This window comes from Enterobacter sp. BNK-29 (assembly GCF_048684785.1).
Taxonomy (GTDB): Bacteria; Pseudomonadota; Gammaproteobacteria; order Enterobacterales; family Enterobacteriaceae; genus Enterobacter; species Enterobacter cloacae_M.
This window is the reverse complement of the sequence record NZ_JBLQTU010000001.1, coordinates 1039866-1060213: the sequence shown is the minus strand read 5'-3', so window position 1 is coordinate 1060213 and position 20348 is coordinate 1039866. Positions and strand designations below refer to the sequence as shown.

The following is a 20348-nucleotide window of genomic DNA, read 5'->3' as shown; positions in this document are numbered from 1 at the left end:
TCCTTACAGCGCGCAGGACACGCAGCCTTCGATTTCGGTGCCTTCCAGCGCAAGCTGGCGCAGGCGAATGTAGTAGAGCGTTTTGATGCCTTTCTTCCAGGCGTAGATTTGCGCTCTGTTGATATCCCGCGTCGTGGCGGTGTCCGGGAAGAACAGCGTCAGCGACAGCCCCTGATCCACATGTTTTGTCGCCTCGGCGTAGGTATCGATGATTTTTTCCGGACCGATCTCATACGCGTCCTGATACAGCGCCAGGTTCTCATTGGTCATAAACGGGGCAGGGTAGTAAACGCGCCCGGTTTTGCCTTCCTTACGAATTTCAATTTTCGAGACGATCGGGTGAATGCTCGACGTGGCGTGGTTGATGTAGGAAATCGATCCGGTCGGCGGGATGGCCTGCAGGTTCTGGTTATAAATGCCGTAGCGCATCACGTCGTCACGCAGCTGCTGCCACATTTCGCGCGTCGGCAGGGTAATCCCCGCGCGGGCAAACAGTTCGCGCACTTTTTCGGTTTTCGGCTGCCACTCGCCTTCGAGGTACTGGCTGAAATATTCCCCGCTGGCGTAGCGGGAGTGCTCAAAGCCCGCGAACCGCTGGCTGCGCTCGCGCGCCAGCATCATCGAGGTGTGCAGCGCGTGCCAGGTAATGGTGTAGAAATAGAGGTTGGTGAAATCCAGCCCTTCCAGACCGCCGTAGGCGATGCCTTCCCGTGCCAGATAGCCGTGCAGGTTCATCTGCCCCAGACCGATGGCGTGCGACGCGGCGTTGCCCGCTTCAATAGACGGCACGCTGCGGATGTGGCTCATGTCCGACACCGCCGTCAGCCCGCGAATGGCGGTCTCCACCGTGCGGCCAAAGTCGGGGGAATCCATGGTGTGGGCAATATTCAGCGACCCGAGGTTGCAGGAGATATCCTTGCCGATGTCCGCGTAGTCCAGGTTCTCGTCGTAGGTAGACGCGCTGTTGACCTGCAAAATCTCCGAGCACAGGTTGCTCATGTTGATGCGCCCGGCAATCGGGTTCGCGCGGTTCACCGTATCCTCAAACATGATATACGGATAGCCGGACTCAAACTGGATCTCCGCAAGCCGCTGGAAGAAATCGCGGGCGTTGATGGTTTTTTTGCGAATGCGATCGTCGGCCACCAGTTCGTCATAAAGTTCGCTGATGGCCACGTCGCCAAACGCTTTGCCGTAAATACGCTCAATATCGTACGGCGAGAAGAGCGCCATCTCGGCATTATCCTTAGCCAGCTTAAAGGTGATATCCGGGATCACCACGCCGAGCGACAGGGTTTTGATGCGGATTTTTTCGTCGGCGTTTTCGCGTTTGGTATCGAGAAAGCGCAGGATGTCCGGGTGGTGCGCGTGCAGGTAAACCGCCCCCGCGCCCTGGCGTGCGCCAAGCTGGTTGGCATAGGAGAAGGCATCTTCCAGCATCTTCATCACCGGGATCACGCCGGAGGACTGGTTTTCGATGCGCTTGATCGGCGCGCCCGCTTCACGCAGGTTCGAGAGCAGAAACGCCACGCCGCCGCCGCGTTTGGAAAGCTGCAGCGCCGAGTTCACCGCGCGGCCAATCGACTCCATATTGTCTTCGATACGCAGCAGGAAACAGGAGACCAGCTCGCCGCGCTGGGCTTTGCCGCAGTTGAGGAAGGTCGGCGTGGCGGGCTGGAAGCGCCCGGAGAGGATCTCCACGGTAAGCTGCTCCGCCAGCGCTTCATCACCCTGCGCCAGCGTCAGCGCCACCATCACCACGCGATCTTCAAAGCTCTCTAAGTAGCGCTTGCCGTCAAAGGTCTTCAGCGTGTAGCTGGTGTAGTACTTCCACGCGCCGAGGAAGGTCTGGAAGCGAAAGCCGCTGGCGTGGGCGCGTTCAAACAGCTTCACCACAAAGGCGCGATCGTAGCGGGTGAGCGTGCGCGCGTCGTAGTAGCCCTCGTTAACCAGGTAGTCGAGACGTTCATTCTGGCTCGCAAACGTCACGCTGTTGGGCCGCACGTGGGCGGCAAAAAAGGCGTCCACCGCCTCACGATCTTTCTCGAACTGAATGCGCCCCTCCCGATCGTAGAGGTTAAGCATGGCGTTTAATGCATGGTAATCCGGTGTCGCCTGAATCACCCGTTCTGCGGTTGTCGTTGCCAAAATTCGTTCACTCCTTTACGCACGTTTTCGACGTCCTGCTGTGTCCCCATCAGCTCAAAACGATAGAGATACGGCACGCCGCATTTTTGAGAAATGACATCCCCGGCGCGGCCGAAGGCATCGCCGAAATTGCGATTCCCCGCCGCGATCACGCCGCGAATCAGCCCGCGGTTGTGAGGATCGTTCAGAAAGCGGATCACCTGGCGAGGCACGGCTCCTGCCGTACCGCCGCCGCCATAGCTGGGCACCACCAGAATGTACGGTTCATCTACCCGGATCCGCTCCCGCTCGTTCAGCGGAATGCGCACCGCAGGCAGCCCGACGCGCTCAATAAAGCGGAGCGTGTTTTCCGAGCTGCTGGAGAAGTAGATCAGCCCGCTCATGCACGCGTGGCCTGAGCGCTCAGGCGGTTAATCATGTCCGGGCGGAAGCCGGACCAGCTTGTCTCCCCGGCGACCACCACCGGAAGCTGACGAAAACCCTGTTTGCGCAGGGTATCTGCGGCCTCGGGGACCTGGTCAACATTCACCATTTCAAACGCCACGCCGCGGCTTTCCATTGCCCGTTTGGTCGCGTGGCACTGAACACAATCGTTACGAGTGTAAATAATAATGCTCATGATTCGTATTTCCATTTAAAATGAGGGTGCGGCGCGAATCTTCGCGTCGGGTTGTGTTTATCTTGCTAAAAGGAATACTAGATGTAGTTGTCTTAAGTTTCAACCATACAAGATATGGGAAATTTAGATTAATATCGCCCCTGTGATGAGCACAGCGGGGCAGGGCAGGCTGTACGGGTTTTTCAGGCTTACGGGCATAAAAAAGCCCCGGCGCCTGAGGCTACCGGGGCAGAATACGCGGGGTTATTTACGCAGGCTGAGCAGGGCACCGACGAAGATGCCGACCGCCGCGACGGTTCCCAAAGTACATAGCGGTTTTTCACGCACGAAGGTCGTAGCACAGCTTGCCATATCGCAGGCAGCCTGCGTGGCGCGTGAACGTCCGTTCATACGGGCGCGAGTTTCACGGAGCAGAGACTGAGCCTTACGCTTTGCGGCATCCGCTTCGTCCTTCGCGTCACTTCCCCAGGACTTCAGCACCTCTTCCAGCGTGTCCGCTAATTGGCTGACATCATTACGAATATCCTGAGCGTCGTCATTAATATCGTTTCGGTTCGGTCTGTTAAACATACGATCCTCCGTAATTTTGTGTTCCCGTTCAGTTTAGTTCAGAAATTTAATATCTGAAGCGCATCACGCGTTATCCGGCAGTTTATGGACTATTCTGAAAGCCCTGCTATTGCTGAATACTGTAAGGTTGCCGGGCAGGAAAAGATAACGAGGAAAAGATATGTATTTACGACCTGACGAGGTGGCACGCGTTCTTGAAAAAGAGGGATTCACCATGGATGAGGTGACGCCAAAAGCGTATGGATATCGCCGCGGCGAGAATTATGTTTATGTTAATCGCGAAGCAAGAATGGGACGTACCGCTCTCATTATTCACCCGACGCTGAAAGACAGAAGTCTGTCATTTGCTGAGCCTGCCTCGGATATTAAAACCTGCGATCATTATCAGCAATTTCCGCTCTATTTAGGCGGTGAACGGCATGAGCATTATGGTATTCCGCACGGTTTCAGTTCGCGTATGGCGCTGGAGCGATTTTTGAAGGGACTGTTTGGCGACGTACAGTAAATCCGCGACTGGCGTGCGCCAGTCGCTTCACATCACGCTTTTGCCTGGCTGTACTGGCTGACCTTAAACAGGCGGCGGCAGTAGTCGAGGAAATAGCCGTAAACGGCTCCCATCAACATCGAAATCACAATATTCGAACTGACCGCCGCAGCGATCTGGTGCCAGTCTGCACCGACAGTCAGGAGAATGGCCACGTAAACCGGCGACTGGAACGTCACATACGCCAGAACGTCCGCCAGGTTTTTCACCCAGCCTGCGGGGCTGATACGACGCGCGAAGCGCATTACCGCATCGCGGTATAAACCGTAAGGCCATGCAATAATAATATTGACCGGGATCGCCACCAGACGAGAAGAAAGCGACTGCTCGAAGGACATTCCGGAGAGGAATATTTCGATCAGCATGTTCACGACGGAACAGTAAACAACCATCGCGAAAGTATCCGCCACCGCGTGGCGCAGGCGAGATTGCGGCGAGAACATGTCTGAACTCCTTGAGAAGAACACAAAAGAAACGATTTTCCTTCAGCGGTTAGTGCTTTAGGTTGGTTTGTTTGACATGTATAGCGTATATCTCTGAGTTTGAACTAACAACTAGTGATTAATTTTTATTTAATCGCCTTTTGTCCACAAAATTCTCTAAAGTTGTTCGTTTTTTGTTCCGATCGTTATAATCTGTCTTGTTTGATGGTTTTTTCATTAAAATCAATGAGTTGATTTTGTTGGTGGCGAAAGTCAGGAATCCTCCACCTGACGCGGCGCAGTATGCTGTAATTTGGATTAAAGTTGGCCATTTATATTAATGAAGTGATTGGATTCATCGGTGTCCTGTCAGCACCTTGCGCTATTATTAACAGTGACTTCTAAATATATTTACACTGATGCCCGTACGGACCCTTGGGTAGATATTTCAACTCAAATGAATTATTCTGTCGGCGATTTATCTATTTACCCCCCAAAGAAAAGGTTTTCAAATAATATGTCTTTGACGTTACAGAATCTTAATAATATCCGAACCCTGCGCGCGATGGCGCGTGAATTATCCCTGGACGTTCTTGAGGAAATGCTGGAAAAGGTCAGGGTCGTTACTGAAGAGAAACGCAGCGAGCTGACGGAATTAGAGCAGCAGCGTGCTGAGCAGCAGGAAAAAATTAATGCCCTGCTGGAGCTGATGAAAGCTGATGGTATTTCACCGACTGACCTGCTGGGTTCTGAACTGGCGCAGACGGGTAAGCCAGCGAAAAAGCGTAAGCCGCGTGAAGCAAAATATCGCTTTATTGACCAGAACGGCGAAGAGAAAACGTGGACCGGCCAGGGCCGCACGCCGAAGCCTATCGCCAGCGCGCTGGCAGACGGTAAATCACTGGATGATTTTCTGATCTAACGAATGAGCCGGGCGGAATACGCCGCCCGGCTGACTGTTCAGCAGACGCCGAAATCGCCTTCTTCGGTATAAGGCGCTACATCGGCGGCTTTCAGCGTATATTTCTCGCCTTGCTCATTGCTGGCCTGAACCGCCACAATGCTGTCACCGTTCACTTCGAGCACCTTCAGTTTCGGGCCGCCTTTACGCGGTTGCACATAATCACCGACAGAAAACATATTACCTCCTCATCGTTTTAGCGATCTTCACCTTAGCCCACGCATGACGCCGGGTACAGCGTATTTCACCGATTACTGCTTATGAGGTACGCCGGTTCCAGGGCATCACCTTGAGCAGTCGCGCCATGCCGCAAAAGCCCGTCACACCGGCGAACAGCAGCCCGGCTCCGACAAAACCGCTGAGCAGGAAAAAGCCGCTGGAGACGCTATAGCCCAGCACCACGCCGCAGAGTATCAACAGCCCGGCGGCAATTTGCACCTGACGCATCAGCGGCAGCGGCTGGGATTTGTCTTCGACGGTCGGCAGTCCGGCCTGTTTCCAGCCCTGAATGCCCCCTTCGACCACAAATGCCTCTGCGGGCGCGGCGGCCTGAGCAAGGCGGTCGGCATTCCCCGAGGTCCGGGCGCCGGACTGGCAGTGAAAAATCACCGTATCGCCCGCCTGCGCGTTAAGTGCGCCGGGTAAGGTATCCAGCGGGACGGACCGAGCGGCGGGAATATGCTCGCGGGCGTACTCATCGGCATCACGTATATCAATCAGTTTTGCGCCTTCAGCGACGCGGGCATTAGCCTGGCGCGGTGAAAGAAGAGGAAGTGACATGGCGACTCCTTACGGGCAATAAAGGGTTTTCAGGGTGCTGATAAGCTGATGTACCGCATCGTTTTTAATGAAATAGAGAATGCGCTGCGCGTCGCGAGTGCTGTCGATAAGCCCTTCCTCACGCATGCGCGCCAGATGCTGCGACGTGGCGGAAGGACTGAGCCCCGTGGCTCGCGCAAGCTCCCCCGCGCTGGTGCCGGGCGCTCCGCACAGGGTGCAGAGGATCAGTAGCCGACGCGGGTTGCTCATCGCTTTTAAAAGTGTGGCGGCCTGCCCGGCGCTGGCCTGAAGCTGTTCGAGTTCGGTCATAATAGTTTAGCATTTACTTAATTAAGTAAATGCTAAACTAATCCGATGCATTAAACCAGCGTCAAAAGCGTAAAAGAGGGTAAACGCGCGACCCGGAACTGGTACAGACGAATAAACTGACTATGCTTACAGCGTTCTCTTTATTGTTTTCAATGGATTAGATTGAACGGAGTGTTTATATGGGATTTTGGCGTATTGTTTTTACGATCCTCATACCGCCGCTGGGCGTGCTGTTGGGTAAAGGGTTTGGCTGGGCGTTTATTATCAACATTCTTCTGACGCTGCTGGGCTACTTCCCCGGCCTCATTCACGCGTTTTGGGTACAGAGCAAAAGTTAGGCGCGCCACAGTAAATCGCTATAGATATCGGTCAGTACCCCCGCTGGACCAAACTGCTGCTTGATCCACCGCGTGACCTGGCCGGTTGCGGCATGCTGCGTGGCGAGCAGCATGCGCGAATCCTGACGCGGGTTATTAATCCGTCGGGTGACCAGCAGCCCTGCTTCTACCGCCTCGCGGGCCATGTATTCCGGCAAAAAGCCAATCCCTTCGCCCAGGATCTGACACTGACATTTGGTGTTAAAGTCCGGCACCAGAATCGCCTCCTGCCCGTGCAGCAGCCAGCCGACCTTTTTGTTAATGGTGTGCGCGGTATCTTCCACCATGATGTTGGGATACAGGCGCAGCTGGCTTTCCGCTATTGGCTCCGGGGTGAACGCCAGCGGGTGTTCCGGCGCGATGGAAAACACCCAGCGAATGGCGCCGATCTCGGTGTAATCAATCCCGCCACCGTCCAGCAGCGTGTCCGGCGCGCCAATCGCGATGTTGGCCTGGTTGTTGATAATGGAGTCCCAGACGCCGTTGTAGACCTCGGTGGTCACGGTGATCTGACAGGTGGGAAACTGCTTTTTCAGCACCTGCAGCAGCCGCGCCGTGTGGCGTGGGGTATACAAAAGCTGGTTGATACAGATGCGCACCCGCGCCTCAATGCCCTGAGAAATGGTGTCAATCCCGCGCTTGATGGCGTGAAAGTCGTTAAGCAGGTCGGTGGCCTTACGGTAAAAGTAAAAACCGGACTCGGTCAGCTCGATGCTGCGCGTGCTGCGGACAAACAGCACTACGTCCAGCCCGGTCTCCATGCGCTTAATGGTGTAACTGATGGCAGAGGTCGTCACGCCCAGTTCGGCGGCGGCTTTGCTGAAGCTGCCGAAGCGTGCGGCGGTAGTAAAGGCCAGCAGGTTTTCCTCAGTAAAGATGGAATTCATATCTCACTCCCTTCAGCCATCAGTTTTGAACATATTTTAACAGCGTCGTTACAACGCATTTGAAGCCGATCACAGTTCTGACTCTTTGTCGAAAGCCGCACGCAGTAAGGCTTCTTGAGGCATAAGCATAATGCAGCCAGAAGCGCTGAAAAGTGGAGAAACATAAGAAAAAGGTTGCACAGACGCACGTTTTGACCGGTTTGTTGAATTTACCTCAACAATGAATTGACTGTCGATGAATCATTTTTAAGCGGATTCTTTTATCACCAGGCTGTTGCTATTCTCAGGTCAACAGAAATAAAAACATCGGGAGTCTGAATATGTCTGCGAACGAACTCGTTACTGAATTTCTGCTGGCGGCAGAAGAGGGCAATAGCGATGCGCTAAAAGCCTGTCTGGAGAAAGGCGTGGATATTAACGCCACCAATCGACAGAAAAGAACCGCCGTTATTAATGCCAGCCTGAAAAAGCATTATGACTGCGTGGCGTTATTAATTGCCGCCGGGGCGGATATTGATAAACAGGATCAGACCTGCTTTAACCCCTTCCTCATTAGCTGCCTGACCAACGATATCACCCTGCTGCGCCTTGTCCTTCCGGCAAATCCGGATCTCGACCGCCTGACGCGCTTTGGCGGCGTGGGCATTACCCCAGCCAGCGAAAAAGGGCACGTGGAGATCGTGCGCGAGCTGCTGGAGAAAACGGATATCAACGTCAACCACACCAACTTTGTCGGCTGGACGCCGCTGCTGGAAGCGATCGTGCTTAACGACGGCGGCGCTAAGCAGCAGGAGATCGTGAAGCTGCTGTTGGATCACGGCGCGAACCCGCACATGACCGATAAATACGGTAAAACCCCGCTCGAGCTGGCGCGGGAAAAAGGCTTCGATGCAATAGCTGACCTGCTGCTGGCGGCGGGCGCATAACGCATTCGGCCAGCCTTTTCCTGCTGGCCGCTAATTAAAACGCATTTTTACCGACGTGCATTTTACACGACGGCGGCCCCCTTTTATCCGCTTTCAGGAGAAAATAATGCCCACAAAAATCGTCATAAAAAAGAACACATATTTTGACTCCGTCTCATTAATGTCCGTTTCCACCAAAGCCAATAAATTACCGGGCGTCGAGCAGGCGTTTGTCGCGATGGCGACGGAAATGAACAAAGGCGTATTAAAAAACCTCGGGCTATTAACGCCGGAATTAGCGGAAGCCAAAAACGGCGACCTGATGATCGTAATTAAAGGCGACGCGGCGAATGATGAAACCCTGGCGGCCATCGAAGCGCTGTTCACGCGTAAAGAGAGCGGCGGCACCCATGAAGCGCGCTACGCCACGATTGCCAGCGCCAAAACTCATCGCCCGGAGAGCAACCTCGCGGTGATTTCCGTCAACGGCACCTTCGCTGCCCGCGAAGCGCGCCAGGCGCTGGAAAACGATCTCAACGTGATGCTGTTTTCCGATAACGTCTCGCTCGACGACGAGCTGGCGCTGAAGCAGCTGGCGCATAAGAAAGGTCTGCTGATGATGGGGCCGGACTGCGGCACCGCCATTATCAACGGCGCGGGACTGTGCTTTGCCAACGCGGTGCGCCGCGGACCGATTGGCATCGTCGGCGCATCCGGCACCGGCAGCCAGGAGCTGAGCGTGCGCATTCACGAATTCGGCGGCGGTGTGTCGCAGCTGATTGGCACCGGCGGGCGCGATCTCAGCGAGAAAATCGGCGGCCTGATGATGCTCGACGCCATCGACATGCTGGAAGCGGACGACGCGACCCAGGTGATTGCGCTGATCTCCAAGCCGCCGGCCCCTGCGGTGGCGGAGAAAGTGCTGGCCCGCGCGCGCGCCTGCCGCAAGCCGGTGGTTGTCTGCTTCCTCGGCCGCAGCGAACCGCCCGCCGATGAAGACGGCCTGCAGTTTGCGCGCGGCACCAAAGAGGCGGCCCTGAAGGCGGTCCTGCTCACCGGCATCAAAAAAGAGTCCCTCGATCTGCATCCGCTCAACTGGCCGTTGATTGAAGAGGTGCGCGCTCGCCTGACGCCGCAGCAGAAGTACATTCGCGGCCTGTTCTGCGGCGGCACCCTGTGCGACGAGGCGATGTTCGCGGCGCTGGAGAAATTCGACGACGTCTACAGCAACATCCAGCCGGATCCGGCTAAGCGCCTGAGCGACATCAGCGTCAGTAAAGCCCACACCTTCCTCGACTTTGGCGACGATGACTTCACCAACGGCAAGCCGCACCCGATGATCGACCCGACCAACCGCATCAGCCGCCTGTTGCAGGAGGCGCGCGATCCGGAGGTGGGCGTCATCGTGATGGACTTCGTGCTGGGCTTCGGCGCGCACGAGGATCCGGTCGGCGTGATGATCGACGCTATCAAAGAGGCGCAGGCGATCGCGAAGGCCGATAACCGTCCGCTTGAGATCCTCGGCTACGTGCTCGGTACCGACCAGGATCCGCAGTCGCTGGCGCAGCAGTGCCAGCAGTTGACCGACGCAGGCGTCATCTGGGCCAGCAGCAGTACCAACACCGGATTACTGGCACGCGAATTTGTCTGCAAAGGGGAGAAAGCATAATGACGACCTTATTCAACCAGCCGCTGAACGTGATTAACGTCGGCATTGCGATGTTCAGCGACGATCTTAAAAAACAGCACGTTCCCGTGACCCAGCTCGACTGGACGCCGCCGGGGCAGGGCAATATGCAGGTCGTTGAAGCGCTCGACCAGCTGGCGGAAAAACCGCTGGCGGAGAAAATCGCCGCCGCCAACCGCATCGCCCTTGAGCGCATTATTCAGTCCCATCCGGTGCTGGTGGGCTATGACCAGGCCATTAACGTTGTGCCGGGCATGACCCGCACCACCATTCTGCACGCCGGTCCGCCTGTCGCCTGGGAAAATATGTGCGGGGCGATGAAGGGCGCGGTCACCGGGGCGCTGGTGTTTGAAGGGCTGGCGAAAGATCTGGACGACGCGGCAAGGCTGGCGGCTTCAGGCGATATCACCTTCTCGCCGTGCCACGAGCACGACTGCGTGGGCTCGATGGCGGGCGTCACCTCCGCGTCGATGTTTATGCACATCGTTGAAAACAAAACCTACGGCAACCGCGCGTTCACCAACCTCAGCGAGCAGATGACGAAGATCCTGCGCATGGGCGCTAACGACCAGAGCGTGATCGACCGTCTGAACTGGATGCGCGACGTGCTCGGCCCGATGCTGCGCGACGCGATGAAGATCGTCGGCGAAATCGACCTGCGCCTGATGCTGGCTCAGGCGCTGCACATGGGCGACGAGTGCCACAACCGCAACAACGCGGGCACCACGCTGCTGATCCAGGCGCTGACGCCGGGGCTGATTCAGGCGGGCTATCCGGTGGCGCAGCAGCGCGAGGTGTTCGAGTTTGTCGCCAGCAGCGACTACTTCTCCGGCCCGACGTGGATGGCGATGTGTAAGGCCGCGCTGGACGCCGCGCACGGCATTGATTACAGCACCGTCGTCACCACCATGGCGCGTAACGGCTACGAGTTTGGCCTGCGCGTTTCCGGCCTGCCGGGGCAGTGGTTCACCGGCCCGGCGCAGCAGGTAATCGGCCCGATGTTCGCGGGCTATAAGCCGGAAGACTCCGGGCTGGACATCGGCGACAGCGCCATCACCGAAACCTACGGCATCGGCGGCTTTGCGATGGCGACGGCCCCGGCGATTGTTGCGCTGGTGGGCGGCACGGTGGATGAAGCCATCGACTTCTCGCGCCAGATGCGCGAAATCACCCTTGGCGAAAACCCGAACGTCACCATTCCGCTGCTCTCGTTTATGGGCATCCCAACCGCCATCGACATCACCAAAGTTGCGGGCAGCGGCATTCTGCCGGTGATTAACACCGCCATTGCCCATAAAGATGCGGGGATCGGCATGATTGGGGCGGGCATCGTTCACCCGCCGTTTAGCTGTTTTGAAAAGGCGCTGTTGACCTTCCGCGATCGCTACTTTTTATAAGGCAAGCATCCATGAAAAACATGAAACTGGAGTGGAAAAGAGGTGACTGGGCAGCGTATTTCGGGTTGATGACCAACAACCTGACTAATTTGCTGACCATGATGGGGCTGCTCATTTTTGTCGTCGGCATCCCGAAGGAGATTGTTTATGGACGCATCGCGCCGGCCTTCGGGCTGGCGGTGCTGGTGGCGAGTATTTGCTACGCCTGGTTCGGCATGCAGATGGCGCGCGCCACCGGGCGTACGGATGTGACCGCGCTGCCGTCCGGCCCGAGCGCGCCGTCAATTTTTACCGTGACCTTCCTGGTGTTGATGCCGGTTTATCAGCAAACGGGCGATGCGGAGTTCGCGATCCAGATTGGCCTGGTGTGGTGCTTCGTGGAGGCGATGATCCTCGCGGGCGGTTCGTTTTTAGGGGAAACCATCCGCAAGATGATCCCGCGTACCGTGCTGCTGTCGTGCCTCTCCGGTTTGGGCCTGCTGCTGCTGGCGATGAACCCGATGCTGCAGGCGTTTGAAGCGCCGACCGTGTCGTTTATCGTGCTGCTGCTGATCTTCATCAACTGGTTTGGCAAAAAGCCGATTTTCGCCCGTATCCCGACCGGCCTGCTGCTGCTGATAGCTGGTACCGCACTGGCGTGGATCTCCGGCCTGCAAAGCCCGGAAGCGATTAAAGCGTCTATGTCATCCTTCGGCTTTAATCCGCCGGAAGTGCACGTGGACAGCTTCATGCAGGGCCTGCCGCACGCGCTGCCGTATCTGGCCTCTGCCGTGCCGCTGGGGCTGGCGAACTACATCTTTGACCTGGAGAACATCGAAAGCGCCCACGCGGCGGGGGATGCATACCCGACGCGTAAGGTGATGCTGGCTAACGGTCTGGCGTCGATGCTCGGCTGCCTGATGGGGAACCCGTTCCCGGTGACGGTCTACGTCGGCCACCCTGGCTGGAAAGCGATGGGGGCCAGCATCGGCTACACGCTGGCCTCCGGCGTGACCATGTTCATCGTGCCGCTGTTCGGGCTGGGGGCATTTATGCTCGCCATCATTCCGATGACCGCCATCGTGCCGATTCTGGTGTTTATCGGCGTCGTCACCGCCAACCAGGTGGTGAGGGAAACGCCCAAAGTGGAGGTGCCGGTGATCTTCATCTGCCTGTTCCCGTGGGTCGCCAACTGGGCGCTGACGATGATGAACAGCGTGATGGGGGCGGCGGGCACCAGCGCGGCGAAGATCGGCACCGACGTGCTGCACAGCAAAGGAATTTATTACGAAGGCCTGGTGCATCTCGGCAACGGCGCGCCGCTCGCCAGCATGCTGTGGGGCTGTATCGCCATCTTCGCCATCATCAACAAGCCGCTGCGCGGAGCCGTTGCGGCCGCGGGTGGAGCGGTGCTGGCGCTGTTTGGGGTGATCCACGCCCCGGTGGTGGGCTTTGCCGAAGGCAGCTCGCTGATGTTTGTCACCGCGTATCTGATGATGGGCGGCATGTTTGTGGTGAAGCATGTGCTGGATAGCCGCGAAGCGGCGAGCGCGGCGGCACCGGTTTCTGAATCCTGATAATGCCTGATGCCCTCACCCTAACCCTCTCCCACAGGGAGAGGGAACGTTAATCCCCCTCCCTGTGGGAGAGGGCAGGGGTGAAGGCACCAGAACGCACCTTCGAAAGGAAACAAAATGAAAGAGCTTATGGTCGTCGCCATCGGCGGCAACAGCATTATCAAAGACAACGCCAGCCAGTCGATTGTACATCAGGCGCAGGCGGTGAAAGCGGTAGCAGAGTCGGTGCTGGAAATGCTGGCCTCCGACTATGACATCGTGCTCACGCACGGCAATGGCCCCCAGGTGGGGCTGGATCTGCGCCGCGCCGAAATCGCCCACGAGCGGGAAGGGCTGCCGCTAACCCCGCTGGCAAACTGCGTGGCGGACACCCAGGGCGGGATTGGCTACCTGATCCAGCAGGCGCTCAACAATCGCCTGGCCGCGCGCGGGGAGCAAAAAGCGGTCACGGTCGTTACGCAGGTGGAGGTGGATAAAAACGATCCGGGCTTTACTCACCCTACCAAACCTATCGGTATGTTCTTCACCGAGGCGCAGCGCGACGAGCAGCAGCAGGCACACCCGGACTGGCATTTTGTCGAGGATTCAGGCCGTGGCTACCGTCGCGTGGTGGCCTCACCGCAGCCGCTGCGCATCGTTGAGGCCGACGCCATCAAAACGCTGACGCAAAAAGGCTTTGTGGTGATCGGCGCGGGCGGCGGCGGAATACCCGTGATTCGCAGCGAGCAGGGCGACTACCAGAGCGTCGATGCGGTGATTGATAAAGATCTCTCCACCGCGCTGCTGGCACGCGAGATCGGTGCCGACGTGCTGGCGATCACCACCGGCGTGGAGAAGGTGTGCATCAACTTCGGCAAGCCAGACCAGCAGGCGCTGGACACCGTCAGCGTGGCGCAGATGACGCGCTACAGGGAAGAGGGCCACTTCCCGGCGGGCAGCATGTTGCCCAAAATCGTCGCCTCGCTGGAATTTTTACACCACGGCGGCAGGCGCGTGATTATCACCTCGCCGGACTGCCTGCCCGCGGCGCTGCGCGGGGAAACCGGTACCCATATTGTTAATGAAGGAAGATAAGATGAGTGAAAACAAAAGCCGCCGCGAATTTATTAGCCAGAGCGGCAAAATGGTCACCGCCTGCGCGCTGTTTGGCGCCACCGGATCCGTCGCGTATGCTGCTGACTCCGCGAAGCCAACCTGCGAGACGGGCAAACCGATGAGCATCACCGCGAAACATTACTATCTGGACAACGTGCTGCTGGAGGCCGGGTTCAACGTCGACGGCGGCGTGGCGACGAGCACCCGCACCGAGCTGAAAACGCTGGAGATTAACGACGGGAAGATCGTCGCCCTGTGCGATAACAAGCGCCACGCCGACGCCACGCTGCCGCACTACGATGCGGGCGGCAAGCTGATGCTCCCGGCGATGCGCGACATGCACATTCACCTGGATAAAACCTTTTACGGCGGTCCGTGGCGCTCCCTGAACCGCCCGGCGGGCACTACGATTCAGGACATGATCCGCCTTGAGCAGAAGCTGCTGCCGGAGCTACAGCCCTACACACAGGAGCGTGCGGAAAAGCTGATCGATCTGATCCAGTCGAAAGGCTCCACCATCGCCCGCAGCCACTGCAATATCGAGCCGACCTCCGGCCTGAAGAATCTGGAAAACCTGCAGGCGGTTTTATCGCGCCGTAAGCCCGGCTTTGACTGCGAAATCGTCGCTTTCCCGCAGCACGGCCTGCTGCTGTCAAACTCCGAAAAGCTGATGCGCGAGGCGATGCAGGCCGGAGCGCACTACGTGGGCGGGCTGGACCCAACCAACGTCGACGGCGCGATGGAGAAATCCCTCGACACCATGTTCCAGATTGCGCTGGACTACGACAAAGGTGTGGACATCCACCTGCACGAAACCAGCCCGGCGGGCGTGGCGGCGGTGAATTACATGGTCGAAACCGTGGAGAAAACGCCGGCGCTGAAGGGGAAGCTGACCATCAGCCACGCCTTCGCGCTGGCAACGCTTAACGAGCAGCAGGTGGATGAGATCGCCACCCGCATGGCGGCGCAGCAGGTGACCATCGCCTCCACCGTGCCGATTGGCACGCTGCATATGCCGCTCAAGCAGCTGCGCGATAAAGGCGTGTTTGTGATGACCGGCACCGACAGCGCGATCGACCACTGGTCGCCGTACGGTCTGGGGGACATGCTGGAGAAAGCGAATCTTTACGCTCAGCTCTACATCCGCCCGAACGAGCAGACCCTTTCCCGCGCATTAGGTATCGCCACCGGCGACGTGCTGCCGCTGAACGACAAGGGCGAGCGCGTGTGGCCGAAAGCGCAGGACGACGCCAGCTTTGTGCTGGTGGATGCCTCCTGTTCCGCCGAGGCCGTGGCGCGCATTTCACCGCGTACCGCGACGTTCCACAAGGGCAACCTCGTCTGGGGCTCGGTGGGCTAATGTGGTGCCGGGTGGCGCTGCGCTTACCCGGCCTACGGTTCACGGTTTTGTAGGTCGGGTAAGGCGAAGCCGCCACCCGGCAATGTTTTATACTGGGAGTCACATTCTAAAAGAGGGATCTGCCATGGCACAAAACATCTACGACAACCCGGCGTTTTTCGAAGGCTATGCCCAGCTTCCGCGCTCGGTTCAGGGGCTGGACGGCGCGCCGGAGTGGCCCGCGCTTAAGGCCATGCTGCCGGATTTAACCGGCAAATTGGTTGTCGATCTCGGCTGCGGCTACGGCTGGTTCTGCCGCGCGGCGCGCGAGCTGGGCGCGTCTGAAGTGACCGGCGTTGATATCTCCGAAAAGATGCTCGCCCGCGCAGCGGAGCTTACCGCTGACCCACAGATTCACTATCAGCGTAGCGATCTGGAATCTCTCAAGCTCAACGAGAACAGCCTCGATCTGGTCTATAGCTCGCTGGCGCTGCACTACCTGCCGGAACTGGATACGCTATTCGCCAGGGTTCAGCGCGCGCTCAAGCCCGGCGGCAGCCTGGTCTTTTCGATGGAGCACCCGATATACACCTGCGCCACCCGTCAGGGCTGGCTGACCGACGATAACGGCGAGCGGTTCTGGGGCGTTAATCGTTATCAGGACGAAGGCAAACGCGTCAGCAACTGGCTGGCGGACGGGGTGGTGAAATACCACCGCACGCTCGGCACCACGCTTAACGCGCTGATCGGGGCCGGATTAACGATAAGCGACGTCAACGAGTGGGGGCCAACGCAGGCGCAGATTGACGCCTGGCCCGCGCTGGCCGAAGAGGCGGAGCGCCCGATGCTGGTGCTGATCGCAGCCCGTAAGGCTCAGTAACCCACCTTATACACCCGCCCGCTCTGCACGCCTTCCACGCTGCGGCGATAGGCCTGCGCCACGGTCGCGGCGGGAACGCTCTCAAAGCCCGGGAAGAAGCCGTCGTAGGTTTCGACGGATTCGGTGAGTACCGTCGGGCTAATCAGGTTGATGCGGATCCCGCGCGGCAGCTCGCAGGCTGCGGCGCGGACAAACCCTTCCAGCGCCGCATTCACCGTGGTGGCATTCACGCCCTGGGCAATTGGCTCGTGCGCCACGATGCCGCTTATCAGCGTAATCGAGCCGCCTTCGTTCAGATAATGCTGGCCGGTCAGCGCCAGGCGCACCTGCCCGAGCAGCTTGTCCTGCAGGCCCTGGTTGAAGTCGCTGTCCTTCATGGTCGCGAGCGGGCCAAAGTAAAGACCCCCGCTGGCGGAGACAATCGCGTCCACCGGGCCGATTTTCTCAAACAGCGCCTGGACGCTCGCCTGCGAGGTGATATCCACCTGCTCGTCGCCCTGCGTGCGGCCGACGCGGATGACCTCGTGGCGACGACTCAGCTCTTCCGTTACCGCACGACCGACCGTACCGCTGGCACCAATAATGACGATTTTCATAGCCGACTCCTTATGTTGTGAGCCTTCATTCTTTAATAAATAAAAATGCAGATAAACTGGGCTAAAGTTAGAAGATTGCTAACCAGAGGTTTGGAATATGGATAAGCTTCGCAGCATGGAGACCTTTATTGCCGTGGTTGAAAGCGGCAGTTTTACCGGTGCGGCGGCTCGGCTGGAGATGTCGGCGGTAATGGTGGGGAAATACGTTGCGCTGCTGGAATCACAGCTCGGCACCCGCCTGCTGGAGCGTAACACGCGGCGCCAGAGCCTGACCGACGCCGGGCGGGTCTATTTCGACGAGTCGAAGCGGGTGCTGGAGCAGGTCGCGATCGCCGAAAGCGCCGTGGAACGCCTGCGCGCCGCGCCGTCCGGCACCCTGCGCGTGACCGCACCCACCTCGTTTGGCGGCAGCGCGATCGCGCCGCTTACGGCCTCTTTTTTACAACGCTACCCGGAGGTGCGCATCGAGCTGGATCTCACCAACCGGATGGTGGATCTGGTGGAGGAGGGCATCGATCTGGCCATTCGCATTGGCGACATTCACAACGACGATCTGGTGGCGAAATACCTCTGCCCTTACCGGATGGTGATCTGCGCGGCGCCGGACTACCTTGCGCGCTACGGTACGCCGCAAACCCCTGCCGATCTGGTGGATCATCTCTGCTTATCCCACAGCGTGTGGACCGCACGCAACGAGTGGCGGCTGCCGGGCGTCGAAGGCGAGGTGCGCTGGAAGCGGGACGCGGTCTTAAGATGCAACGACGGCTACGGGCTGCGAATGGCCGCGAGAGCCGGGGCGGGGCTATTGCTGCAACCGGAGGTGCTGGTGGCGGAAGATCTGGCAAGCGGCAGGCTGGTGCGCGTGCTGGAGGCGTTCACGCCCGCGCCAAGGCCGGTGCATTTACTGTGGCGCCAGGATTTGCGGCCGCTGCCTAAACTCACTCAGTTTATTGCGCACATCATGCAGAATGGGCATGTCAGCGTTAATTAGGGCAACGTCCTGTTGGTGCTTTGAGGGGGCCACACTCGTCATAGCCGTAGACGGTGTAGCCCTTCTGCTTCATGCAATTCGATATTTTGTCGTTTCTGGCAACGATTTCCTGAAGTGTTTGGTCAGGTCTGCTGCTGCCCCCGTTATAGCTGCCGTCATCAAGATTGGCGTCTTTGTCTACGCCACAGAAGTAAAGATCTTTCTTGCGCTGCTCATTACCGGTGTAGCCTCCCGGCCCCGGCTTCTGGAAGGTTTGAGCATAACGAACATATTTATAGTCGGTAGAGTCCATGTTACCGACAACACAGCCGCTCAGCAGGAAACAGGATAACGTTACGATGATTTTCATTATTGATACCTTACGAGAATCTGCCGACAGAGAAGCCCACACCGAGCAGTTTAGCGAGGATCCTACGAAGCGCATGAAAAGAAGTTATCAAATCCAGGGACTTGTGCTAGTAAGAGTGGTCATATCATAAAAAAAGAAGGTAACAAGAGAATGTCCGTGAGTAAACTCGCCAGCAGCGCGCAGGGCCTGCAATCATCTGCCATCCGTGAATTATTAAAACATAGCAAAATGGCAGGCGTCATTTCGCTGGGCGGTGGGATTCCTAATCCCGATCTGTTCGATCACGAAGGGCTTAAAATTGCTGCCGATGCCGTCTTATCACAGCATTTTGGCGAGGCGTTCCAGTACGGCCTGACGGAAGGCGTACCGGGACTGCGCGAGGAAATTAAACGCATCTGCGAGGGGCGTGGTATCGCCTGTAAGGCCGATGATGTTGTTATTACTTCCGGCTCGCAGCAATCCCTCGACGTGCTGGCGCGTGCATTAATCAACCCGGGCGATACCGTTGTGGTTGAGCGTCCAACCTATCTTGCTGCGCTGCAGGTCTTCGGCCTGGCGCAGGCAAATTTTGAATCCGTTGGCACCGACGGCGACGGCATGAAGGTGGATGAGCTTGAAGCGCTGGCGGCAAATAAAACCATCAAAGCGGTCTATATTGTTCCGACGTTTGGCAACCCTGGCGGGGTAACCCTTTCTGAGGCGCGTCGCAAACAGCTGGTGGAATTATCGAAGCGCTATGACTTCGTCATTATTGAAGACGATCCGTACAGCGAAATTAATTATACCGATGAAGTTTTCCGCCCGTTAATTGCCCATGCCAAAGATATCGGCAACGAAGAGAACGTGGTGTATACCTCGACCTTCTCCAAAATTCTTGCTCCAGGAACCCGCGTGGGCTGGGTGCTGGTGCCGGAATGGCTGAAGCGCGCAGTAGTAAACCTTAAGCAAACCACCGACCTGCACACCAGCACGCTGTCGCAGCTGATGACGTATGAATACCTGAAAACCGGTCGTCTGCCCGATCAGATTAAAACGATCCGCGAAGCCTATCGCCAGAAATACCAGACGTTCGCAACCGAGCTGGAGGCCGAGCTGGGCGATGTGATGTCGTTCCACAAGCCTAAGGGCGGCATGTTCCTGTGGGCGAATATGAAAAATGGTAGTAATACCACTCGCTGGCTGGAAAAAACGTTAAGTAACGGCGTAGTATTTGTGCCGGGCGAATTTTTCTACTGCAATGAGCCAGACCATTCAACGCTGCGTATGTCGTTTGTCACGCCAACGGATGAAGAGCTGAAGGAAGCCGTTCAACGCCTGAAAAAATCGCTGTAAAAGACCTGCGCATAATGGCTTTCCTGCCGTTATGCGCAATACGCGTTCAGGGCGGCACGGGCCGCGATCGTCCATGGAGATCTCCATGTTTGAATTTCTGTTCGGTGTCGTTACGCACACGCCTGCCTGGGTGTGGGTGCTGTTTATCTTCCTTATCTCTCGCGGCATTAAAGCCCGCAGGCCTGCCACCGTTACGCTGGAGAGGCTTGCCATCATTCCGGCAATATTTCTAATCTGGGATATCTACGATCTGGTGGTCTACCGCACGCTGACGCCCGGAACTGTCGCATTGTGGACGGCGGGGATCCTCGCCGGAGCCGCGCTGGGGTATTTCCTGATTAAGCAGGCGGTTATCACTCGCGCAGATGCGCCGCGCAGCCTTTACCGTCAGGCAGACTACACCGCGCTGCCGTTTATGATGCTGGCGTTCGGCGTCAAGTATGTGCTGGGCGTGATGAGCGCGGTCTCTCCCCAGACGATGCAGCAGCCCGCCATGAGCGCGCTGGCGATTGTCTCCGGCGGCGCGTTTGCCGGCGTGTTTCTCGGGAAATTTGCGCGTTATATTGGCGTGTATAACAGCGCCGCACCGCGCCCGGCGAAGTAA

General features: G+C 57.7%; 24 protein-coding genes. 13 read left to right on the top strand and 11 right to left on the bottom strand.

Translation table 11 applies throughout. The annotated features are described in order from the left end of the window. Positions 1-3: 3 nt before the first annotated feature. The 4 genes from nrdE to ACMGGX_RS04890 form a co-directional block, all read right to left on the bottom strand. Positions 4-2148, bottom strand: coding sequence for a class 1b ribonucleoside-diphosphate reductase subunit alpha (gene nrdE / locus ACMGGX_RS04905; RefSeq protein WP_420298114.1), 2145 nt, complete (start codon positions 2146-2148; stop codon positions 4-6). Then, complete coding sequence (nrdI, locus tag ACMGGX_RS04900; RefSeq protein WP_420298113.1) at positions 2121-2531, bottom strand: class Ib ribonucleoside-diphosphate reductase assembly flavoprotein NrdI; 411 nt, start codon at positions 2529-2531, stop codon at positions 2121-2123. The genes nrdE and nrdI overlap by 28 nt, the downstream gene beginning before the upstream one ends. Continuing rightward, positions 2528-2767: a glutaredoxin-like protein NrdH gene (nrdH, locus tag ACMGGX_RS04895; RefSeq protein WP_023308925.1), complete on the bottom strand. Its 240-nt coding sequence runs from the start codon at positions 2765-2767 to the stop codon at positions 2528-2530. The genes nrdI and nrdH overlap by 4 nt, the downstream gene beginning before the upstream one ends. A 243-nt stretch (positions 2768-3010) precedes the next feature. Next, positions 3011-3337 carry a DUF883 domain-containing protein gene (locus ACMGGX_RS04890; protein WP_023308924.1) on the bottom strand — a complete coding sequence of 109 codons (327 nt, stop codon included), beginning with the start codon at positions 3335-3337 and terminating at the stop codon, positions 3011-3013. A 160-nt stretch (positions 3338-3497) separates the two neighbouring features. Between ACMGGX_RS04890 and ACMGGX_RS04885 the strand changes: the two genes are divergently transcribed. Then, the gene (locus ACMGGX_RS04885; protein ID WP_023308923.1) at positions 3498-3842 is read left to right on the top strand and encodes a DUF2002 family protein; all 345 of its coding nucleotides are present in this window, start codon (positions 3498-3500) and stop codon (positions 3840-3842) included. 32 nt (positions 3843-3874) lie between these two features. Here the strand turns inward: ACMGGX_RS04885 and alaE are convergent, their stop codons facing one another. Further along, positions 3875-4324: an L-alanine exporter AlaE gene (alaE, locus tag ACMGGX_RS04880; RefSeq protein ID WP_008502567.1), complete on the bottom strand. Its 450-nt coding sequence runs from the start codon at positions 4322-4324 to the stop codon at positions 3875-3877. Between the two features lie 496 nt (positions 4325-4820). Here alaE and stpA point away from each other — a divergent pair, with 496 nt between their 5' ends. Then, a complete protein-coding gene (gene stpA / locus ACMGGX_RS04875; RefSeq protein WP_032660403.1) occupies positions 4821-5225 on the top strand; it encodes a DNA-binding protein StpA in 405 nt (134 codons plus the stop codon). 38 nt (positions 5226-5263) lie between these two features. Here stpA and ACMGGX_RS04870 read toward each other — a convergent pair whose 3' ends face one another. From ACMGGX_RS04870 to ACMGGX_RS04860, 3 genes are all read right to left on the bottom strand, one after another. Then, entirely contained in the window at positions 5264-5443 is a 180-nt protein-coding gene (locus ACMGGX_RS04870) for a hypothetical protein (protein ID WP_023308920.1), read from the bottom strand. Between the two features lie 79 nt (positions 5444-5522). Beyond that, positions 5523-6044 carry a rhodanese family protein gene (locus tag ACMGGX_RS04865; RefSeq protein ID WP_059347771.1) on the bottom strand — a complete coding sequence of 174 codons (522 nt, stop codon included), beginning with the start codon at positions 6042-6044 and terminating at the stop codon, positions 5523-5525. A 9-nt stretch (positions 6045-6053) separates the two neighbouring features. Beyond that, positions 6054-6353 (bottom strand): ArsR/SmtB family transcription factor, encoded by a 300-nt coding sequence (locus ACMGGX_RS04860; protein WP_063144167.1) that lies wholly within the window; start codon positions 6351-6353, stop codon positions 6054-6056. Positions 6354-6532: 179 nt separating this feature from the next. Here ACMGGX_RS04860 and ACMGGX_RS04855 point away from each other — a divergent pair, with 179 nt between their 5' ends. Further along, a complete protein-coding gene (locus ACMGGX_RS04855) occupies positions 6533-6691 on the top strand; it encodes a YqaE/Pmp3 family membrane protein (RefSeq protein WP_023308917.1) in 159 nt (52 codons plus the stop codon). Here ACMGGX_RS04855 and ACMGGX_RS04850 read toward each other — a convergent pair. Continuing rightward, positions 6688-7617: a LysR substrate-binding domain-containing protein gene (locus ACMGGX_RS04850; protein WP_181593718.1), complete on the bottom strand. Its 930-nt coding sequence runs from the start codon at positions 7615-7617 to the stop codon at positions 6688-6690. The two genes, ACMGGX_RS04855 and ACMGGX_RS04850, sit on opposite strands and share 4 nt — an antisense overlap. Positions 7618-7937: 320 nt before the next feature. Here ACMGGX_RS04850 and ACMGGX_RS04845 point away from each other — a divergent pair, with 320 nt between their 5' ends. The 7 genes from ACMGGX_RS04845 to ACMGGX_RS04815 all read left to right on the top strand — a co-directional run bounded on the left by ACMGGX_RS04845 (position 7938) and on the right by ACMGGX_RS04815 (position 16476). Further along, on the top strand, positions 7938-8543 hold the full coding sequence (locus ACMGGX_RS04845; protein WP_420298112.1) for an ankyrin repeat domain-containing protein: 606 nt from the start codon (positions 7938-7940) through the stop codon (positions 8541-8543). A gap of 106 nt (positions 8544-8649) precedes the next feature. Further along, positions 8650-10191 carry an acyl-CoA synthetase FdrA gene (fdrA, locus tag ACMGGX_RS04840; protein WP_420298111.1) on the top strand — a complete coding sequence of 514 codons (1542 nt, stop codon included), beginning with the start codon at positions 8650-8652 and terminating at the stop codon, positions 10189-10191. Continuing rightward, positions 10191-11606: a DUF1116 domain-containing protein gene (locus ACMGGX_RS04835; RefSeq protein ID WP_420298110.1), complete on the top strand. Its 1416-nt coding sequence runs from the start codon at positions 10191-10193 to the stop codon at positions 11604-11606. Before fdrA ends, ACMGGX_RS04835 begins: the two co-directional genes overlap by 1 nt. An 11-nt stretch (positions 11607-11617) precedes the next feature. Then, positions 11618-13162, top strand: coding sequence for a xanthine permease (locus tag ACMGGX_RS04830; protein WP_420298109.1), 1545 nt, complete (start codon positions 11618-11620; stop codon positions 13160-13162). Between the two features lie 117 nt (positions 13163-13279). Beyond that, on the top strand, positions 13280-14236 hold the full coding sequence (locus tag ACMGGX_RS04825) for a carbamate kinase family protein (protein ID WP_420298108.1): 957 nt from the start codon (positions 13280-13282) through the stop codon (positions 14234-14236). 1 nt (position 14237) lies between these two features. Then, positions 14238-15617 (top strand): amidohydrolase family protein, encoded by a 1380-nt coding sequence (locus tag ACMGGX_RS04820; protein ID WP_420298107.1) that lies wholly within the window; start codon positions 14238-14240, stop codon positions 15615-15617. A 124-nt stretch (positions 15618-15741) separates the two neighbouring features. Continuing rightward, entirely contained in the window at positions 15742-16476 is a 735-nt protein-coding gene (locus ACMGGX_RS04815) for a class I SAM-dependent methyltransferase (RefSeq protein ID WP_420298106.1), read from the top strand. Here the strand turns inward: ACMGGX_RS04815 and ACMGGX_RS04810 are convergent. Continuing rightward, a complete protein-coding gene (locus tag ACMGGX_RS04810; protein WP_023308908.1) occupies positions 16470-17072 on the bottom strand; it encodes a short chain dehydrogenase in 603 nt (200 codons plus the stop codon). The genes ACMGGX_RS04815 and ACMGGX_RS04810 overlap by 7 nt on opposite strands. Positions 17073-17169: 97 nt before the next feature. Here ACMGGX_RS04810 and ACMGGX_RS04805 point away from each other — a divergent pair, with 97 nt between their 5' ends. Continuing rightward, on the top strand, positions 17170-18063 hold the full coding sequence (locus tag ACMGGX_RS04805) for a LysR substrate-binding domain-containing protein (RefSeq protein ID WP_368743517.1): 894 nt from the start codon (positions 17170-17172) through the stop codon (positions 18061-18063). Here ACMGGX_RS04805 and ACMGGX_RS04800 read toward each other — a convergent pair. After that, entirely contained in the window at positions 18056-18412 is a 357-nt protein-coding gene (locus ACMGGX_RS04800; protein ID WP_368743516.1) for a hypothetical protein, read from the bottom strand. The genes ACMGGX_RS04805 and ACMGGX_RS04800 overlap by 8 nt on opposite strands. Before the next feature lie 150 nt (positions 18413-18562). Between ACMGGX_RS04800 and ACMGGX_RS04795 the strand changes: the two genes are divergently transcribed. Next, positions 18563-19744: a PLP-dependent aminotransferase family protein gene (locus tag ACMGGX_RS04795; RefSeq protein ID WP_205916324.1), complete on the top strand. Its 1182-nt coding sequence runs from the start codon at positions 18563-18565 to the stop codon at positions 19742-19744. A gap of 85 nt (positions 19745-19829) precedes the next feature. Then, on the top strand, positions 19830-20348 hold the full coding sequence (locus tag ACMGGX_RS04790; protein WP_368743515.1) for a DUF6622 family protein: 519 nt from the start codon (positions 19830-19832) through the stop codon (positions 20346-20348).

Bases quoted from the DNA above. Each gene is read 5' to 3' on its own strand.
- ACMGGX_RS04855 (WP_023308917.1), top strand. From the start codon at position 6,533: ATGGGATTTTGGCGTATTGTTTTTACGATCCTCATACCGCCGCTGGGC.
- ACMGGX_RS04885 (WP_023308923.1), top strand. From the start codon at position 3,498: ATGTATTTACGACCTGACGAGGTGGCACGCGTTCTTGAAAAAGAGGGA.
- stpA (WP_032660403.1), top strand. From the start codon at position 4,821: ATGTCTTTGACGTTACAGAATCTTAATAATATCCGAACCCTGCGCGCG.
- ACMGGX_RS04865 (WP_059347771.1), bottom strand. From the start codon at position 6,044: ATGTCACTTCCTCTTCTTTCACCGCGCCAGGCTAATGCCCGCGTCGCT.
- ACMGGX_RS04845 (WP_420298112.1), top strand. From the start codon at position 7,938: ATGTCTGCGAACGAACTCGTTACTGAATTTCTGCTGGCGGCAGAAGAG.
- ACMGGX_RS04860 (WP_063144167.1), bottom strand. From the start codon at position 6,353: ATGACCGAACTCGAACAGCTTCAGGCCAGCGCCGGGCAGGCCGCCACA.
- ACMGGX_RS04795 (WP_205916324.1), top strand. From the start codon at position 18,563: ATGTCCGTGAGTAAACTCGCCAGCAGCGCGCAGGGCCTGCAATCATCT.
- ACMGGX_RS04790 (WP_368743515.1), top strand. From the start codon at position 19,830: ATGTTTGAATTTCTGTTCGGTGTCGTTACGCACACGCCTGCCTGGGTG.
- ACMGGX_RS04870 (WP_023308920.1), bottom strand. From the start codon at position 5,443: ATGTTTTCTGTCGGTGATTATGTGCAACCGCGTAAAGGCGGCCCGAAA.
- fdrA (WP_420298111.1), top strand. From the start codon at position 8,650: ATGCCCACAAAAATCGTCATAAAAAAGAACACATATTTTGACTCCGTC.
- ACMGGX_RS04850 (WP_181593718.1), bottom strand. From the start codon at position 7,617: ATGAATTCCATCTTTACTGAGGAAAACCTGCTGGCCTTTACTACCGCC.
- ACMGGX_RS04830 (WP_420298109.1), top strand. From the start codon at position 11,618: ATGAAAAACATGAAACTGGAGTGGAAAAGAGGTGACTGGGCAGCGTAT.
- ACMGGX_RS04805 (WP_368743517.1), top strand. From the start codon at position 17,170: ATGGATAAGCTTCGCAGCATGGAGACCTTTATTGCCGTGGTTGAAAGC.
- ACMGGX_RS04825 (WP_420298108.1), top strand. From the start codon at position 13,280: ATGAAAGAGCTTATGGTCGTCGCCATCGGCGGCAACAGCATTATCAAA.
- ACMGGX_RS04815 (WP_420298106.1), top strand. From the start codon at position 15,742: ATGGCACAAAACATCTACGACAACCCGGCGTTTTTCGAAGGCTATGCC.
- ACMGGX_RS04835 (WP_420298110.1), top strand. From the start codon at position 10,191: ATGACGACCTTATTCAACCAGCCGCTGAACGTGATTAACGTCGGCATT.
- ACMGGX_RS04810 (WP_023308908.1), bottom strand. From the start codon at position 17,072: ATGAAAATCGTCATTATTGGTGCCAGCGGTACGGTCGGTCGTGCGGTA.
- ACMGGX_RS04890 (WP_023308924.1), bottom strand. From the start codon at position 3,337: ATGTTTAACAGACCGAACCGAAACGATATTAATGACGACGCTCAGGAT.
- alaE (WP_008502567.1), bottom strand. From the start codon at position 4,324: ATGTTCTCGCCGCAATCTCGCCTGCGCCACGCGGTGGCGGATACTTTC.
- ACMGGX_RS04800 (WP_368743516.1), bottom strand. From the start codon at position 18,412: ATGAAAATCATCGTAACGTTATCCTGTTTCCTGCTGAGCGGCTGTGTT.
- nrdH (WP_023308925.1), bottom strand. From the start codon at position 2,767: ATGAGCATTATTATTTACACTCGTAACGATTGTGTTCAGTGCCACGCG.
- ACMGGX_RS04820 (WP_420298107.1), top strand. From the start codon at position 14,238: ATGAGTGAAAACAAAAGCCGCCGCGAATTTATTAGCCAGAGCGGCAAA.
- nrdI (WP_420298113.1), bottom strand. From the start codon at position 2,531: ATGAGCGGGCTGATCTACTTCTCCAGCAGCTCGGAAAACACGCTCCGC.